Origin of the sequence: Streptomyces barringtoniae (assembly GCF_020819595.1) — a bacterium.
Taxonomy (GTDB): Bacteria; Actinomycetota; Actinomycetes; order Streptomycetales; family Streptomycetaceae; genus Streptomyces; species Streptomyces barringtoniae.
On record NZ_JAJHNP010000054.1, the window covers coordinates 1 to 4,042 of the forward strand.

6 protein-coding genes are annotated in these 4,042 nt (G+C 66.8%); 4 read left to right on the plus strand and 2 right to left on the minus strand.

Annotation, left to right across the window (positions count from 1 at the left end; genetic code table 11):
* On the minus strand, window positions 1–700 hold a 700-nt coding region (locus LMU33_RS40585; RefSeq protein WP_228627093.1), incomplete at its 3' end, for a hypothetical protein.
* 737 nt (window positions 701–1,437) lie between these two features.
* Entirely contained in the window at window positions 1,438–1,875 is a 438-nt protein-coding gene (locus LMU33_RS40590; protein WP_228627095.1) for a transposase, read from the minus strand.
* On the opposite strand from LMU33_RS40590, the gene LMU33_RS42280 reads away from it, so the two are divergent.
* The 4 genes from LMU33_RS42280 to LMU33_RS40610 form a co-directional block, all read left to right on the plus strand.
* The gene (locus LMU33_RS42280) at window positions 1,845–2,033 is read left to right on the plus strand and encodes a SpoIIE family protein phosphatase (protein ID WP_443728988.1); all 189 of its coding nucleotides are present in this window, start codon (window positions 1,845–1,847) and stop codon (window positions 2,031–2,033) included. The genes LMU33_RS40590 and LMU33_RS42280 overlap by 31 nt on opposite strands.
* A gap of 552 nt (window positions 2,034–2,585) precedes the next feature.
* Entirely contained in the window at window positions 2,586–3,161 is a 576-nt protein-coding gene (locus LMU33_RS40600; protein WP_228627096.1) for a PAS domain-containing protein, read from the plus strand.
* 102 nt (window positions 3,162–3,263) lie between these two features.
* Window positions 3,264–3,779, plus strand: coding sequence for a hypothetical protein (locus LMU33_RS40605; RefSeq protein WP_228627098.1), 516 nt, complete (start codon window positions 3,264–3,266; stop codon window positions 3,777–3,779).
* A partial coding sequence (locus tag LMU33_RS40610; RefSeq protein ID WP_372478162.1) for a PP2C family protein-serine/threonine phosphatase occupies window positions 3,776–4,042 on the plus strand: 267 nt, incomplete at its 3' end. The genes LMU33_RS40605 and LMU33_RS40610, both read left to right, overlap by 4 nt.

Genomic DNA, 4,042 nt, shown 5'->3' on the forward strand with positions numbered 1-4,042 from the left:
GTTCCTCCCCGGCACCTCGCCATGGACTGTCGCAGAGACCGCCGCTCGTTCCCCAGACCTCACTCGTAGCGCCGGAGGCCACGCTGGGAGCGGAGAACTCGAGACGTTCAGAGGAAGCATCGGCGTAGGTCCTGTACTGGACCCGGGAAGGAATGTTCCCCCTGGTCATCTGACTCATGGTGGTCTGATTCAGGGTCACTGTCGGCGGCGGGTTCGCATCAGCCCCCGACCTGGAAAACTTGATCTTGACCTTGGGGTCGCAGGACTGCACCACCCACTCGGCCACGGTTCCCGAATTCGCCCGGTAGCCCACCTGCACAAAGACTCGATGCAGGCGGTAGATGCGGACCAGGAGGCCGCTGGTCGGTCCTTGCGGTTTGATCGAATAGTCATCACTGTCCCCGCGGTAGGTGGCCACCCTGTTCTCACCGCCCAGACTCCGCTCGACCGCGTCGATGTCCGACCCCAAGAGCAGACTGTGTACCCGCGCGATGTCCGATTCACGCTTGTGCGGCCACATCGCCTCGATTCCACTCACGAGTCCTGCGACTGCCGCGAGGAATCCCACGAGCCCGACAACGGCGGCAAGAGGCTTCTGGGGTACGAAGCGCCGCGAACTCGCGAATCGCTCCCACCGTCCTTGAGTACGTTCGGTGTCCACCGTGTGGCCAGACCCGTCCTCGGGTTCGTGGTCGGTCATGGAGAAAGGGCCTCTCGGGGATGCCTGACCAACAGCGCGTAAGGGTGTATGCAGAGAGTAAGGGGGGGTACGCCCATAAGCCTTGCCCCACACGCCCAGCGCGTGTCCGGGACGCCTTGACCCGCAGGCCCCCGGGAACGCTCAAGAGGCCGCATCAGCATGCCCCGATACGGCTTCTGACCTGCGAATTCAAAAGTCGGGTCGACATGATTTAAACCTGCGACCCCCTTGCCCCCCAGGAGTGAGGGATATGAAGGCACACTTGTCGCTTGGGCTCGGCAAGCTGGGTTGTCGGCGACGACCGTAGCGCAGCGCACTGACAACGCCCCGCCCACCGGCTGGCGTAGCGCACGGGCCTTCGTCAATCCCGGGCTCAAGACGCACCGCATCAGAGCGGTGTTCCCATCGGCCGGCAGGCGATGCCGGTAGGCGTCTTCCCGTGATCACCTCGTGATCGTGGCGGCGTCTGGCTGCCACCGCCCTGCTGTCTCTGTCTCTCCTCACTCCTCTTGCGGCCTCCCCCGCCAGCGCCGCACCGCCAGCAGCCATCCATCTGGTCACCGCGGCCCGCGGCACACCCGGACCTGCCCGAGCCGCCGCGGGCCAATGTTGCTCGCAAGAGGTCATTTTCTCCCGCGTGGGACCTCGTCAGGTGAGGCGCCTCCGCGGCAAGAGCATCGGAAAAAAGAGGAAGGCGTCCCGGCGGCGCCCGGCCAGACGGGCGTTCATCAGCATGGTCATGGACCACAGCACCATGGCCTCGTGCATCTTGGGCAGCGACTCGACATCGCGTGCCAACGACGCGAGCGGACCAGCCAGCTCAGCGTGCGCTCTACCACCCACCTTCGCGGCAGTACCACGAACCCCGTGGCAGCGTCGGAGCGTTTGACGATCTCAAGGGTGAGCTTGAGTTTCTCGGCGGCCCAGCCGACGAGCCGACCCGCGTAGCCGGAGTCCGCCCACACCAGGCGGATGGAGAAGTACCTTTCCCGCAGCCGAGTGAGCAGCGGCACAGCCGCGTGGCGGTCCTGCACGCTCGCCGCGTTCACCATCACCGCCAGCACCGCCAGCACCAGGCCGAGACAGTCCACCACCACGTGCCGCTTCCGCCCGCCCACCTTCTTCCCGCCATCCCATCCCGACGTTGACCTGGGGATATTCGCCGCCGCCCGCACCGACTGCGAACCGAGTACGCCCCATTGACCTTCCCTTTCGCCGCCGCGACCGGCTGGTGCTGTACACGGACGGAGTCACCGAGGCCCGGGACCGCACGGGCAGCTTCTACCCCCTCGTGGAGCGGGGTGACGGCGTGGGCCGATCAGCGTCCGGATGAGCTCGTGCGCAGGATCGGCACGGACCTGCGGGTACATACGGGCGGGCCGCTCGCCGACGACATGGCCCTGATCGTGCTACAGGGCGAGGGGACGCCCCTCCCGGCCCGGATCTCCGAGAACCAGTGCCCTTCGTGAGGTGTTCTTCCACCCTGCCGCGTGGAAGAACGCGGTCTTGGCCAACACACCATCGAGATCGCACAGACATGCCCTTACTTTGTTCCGCCCCGCGCCTCTTCTTCTGTACGGCATGCTCACCGGCCTGGCCATCGTGATCTGCGGCTCGGCCCTCCTGGCAAAGACCCGGTGGCACCGTACCCGTATCCGACCCGGCCTCTTCGAATTCACAGCCGGCCGCGCTGACACCCGGCCGCACCCCGAAGCGCAGTTGGGTCGACGGTGACGCAGCTCGCTCCAGAGGCCGGCGCGAAGTCACCGGCACCGGACGTACCGCCAATCGACAGATGGTGCTTGGCCTGGGCGCGAGCTCTGCAGCAGATACCGTTATTGAAGGACAATAGGGGTATGTCGCTCGACGATGGTCGGGGAGAGACGTGGACGCCGCGGACGAACTTCTTCAGACGGCGACACCGTCGGCTCTTTTGACCCCGGACGGTGTCATCCGCTCCCTCAACGCCGCGATGGCCACGTCACTGGGCAGGCCGCGGGAACAGTGCGTGGGTCATCGCTTCGTCGATCTACTCTCCGAGGATCAGCGCGTCTCGGCTGAGGGCCTGCTGACGCACGGGGCCACGACGAAAAGGCTGGCGATGCGCGTGCTGGAATTCCCCGGCACGGGCACCGCATCCGTGGTCTGCCTCGTCGAGTCGCGACCGGTGACGGATCCCTCGAGCGGCGAGCGGCTTGTGTGGCTGCATTCCTTGGACCCCAGACACGACCTCGGTAGTCTGCTGATCCCGTTCCAGCTCGCGGCCAAGGATGCCGGCCTCGGCCTGTGGATGTGTTCCCCCGGTGAGCACCAGGTGGAGTGGCTGGGTGGCGCACCCGCCCTGGCCGCGCTCTTCCCGCAGGCGTCGGTGCCCCTGTCCGAGGTGATAAGTCGACTGCACCCCGATGACCGCAGGAACGTGCGGCGGCTTGTGCACTCGTCCGCCGCCCAGTCCGCGTGAATCAGGTCGCGGTTTGTCACCGAGCACGACGGCTGGCGTGTTCTCGCAGCCCAGACCCGCCGGCTCCAGCTGGGATACGGCGGCCCCGAACGAGTCTTCGCGGTGATCCGCGACGACACCCAGTCGGAGACACACCACCGACAGATGCTGGCCGAGGTGAGCGCGGAGCGGGAGCGCGCCGACGGGATCACCGCGTTCTCCTCCGCCCTGTTCAGCGCCGCCACCGAGCAGGAACTGCAGCAGGTCGTCCTGGCCCGGCTCGCCGCGGCCGCCGGAGGTTCCGGCGCGCTCTTCGCCGTCGTCGACGACGGGCGCTTGCGGGTCTCCTCGGATGCCGGGATTCCCACGTGGGAGGAGGACGCTCTGCACGGCCTGTCGCTGCATGAGGACCGACCGTTGCCCTGCGTGATCCGTACCGGTCAGGCGCAGTTCTTCCCCAATCACGAGGAACTCGTTCGCCGTTGGCTGCACGACGACGGTCTCCCGCTGCCGGGCCCCGTCCCCGGCACCGCCCTTTCGATCACCCCCCTCAGTCCGGTGGGCGACCGGCCGCTCGGGGCCTGGGTGGTGACGTACGAGAGTGAGCACCCCCCTCCACCGAGAAAGGCGCCTTCATGACGGCTCTGGCCGAATTGGCAGGCCATGCACTCAGGCGCATCAGATTGCAACAAGCCCACGTCGAGCTGTCCACGGCGCTCCAACAAAGCATGCTCCCGACGCTGCCGGAGCACCTCCCAGGCCTGGAGATCGCCGCCCGCTATCAGCCCAGTCGGGATGGGCTGGATATCGGCGGAGACTGGTATGACGCGTTCTTCCTACCCGACGGTGCGGTCGCACTGGAAATCGGCGACGCCCAAGGACACGACGTGGATGCCGCGGTC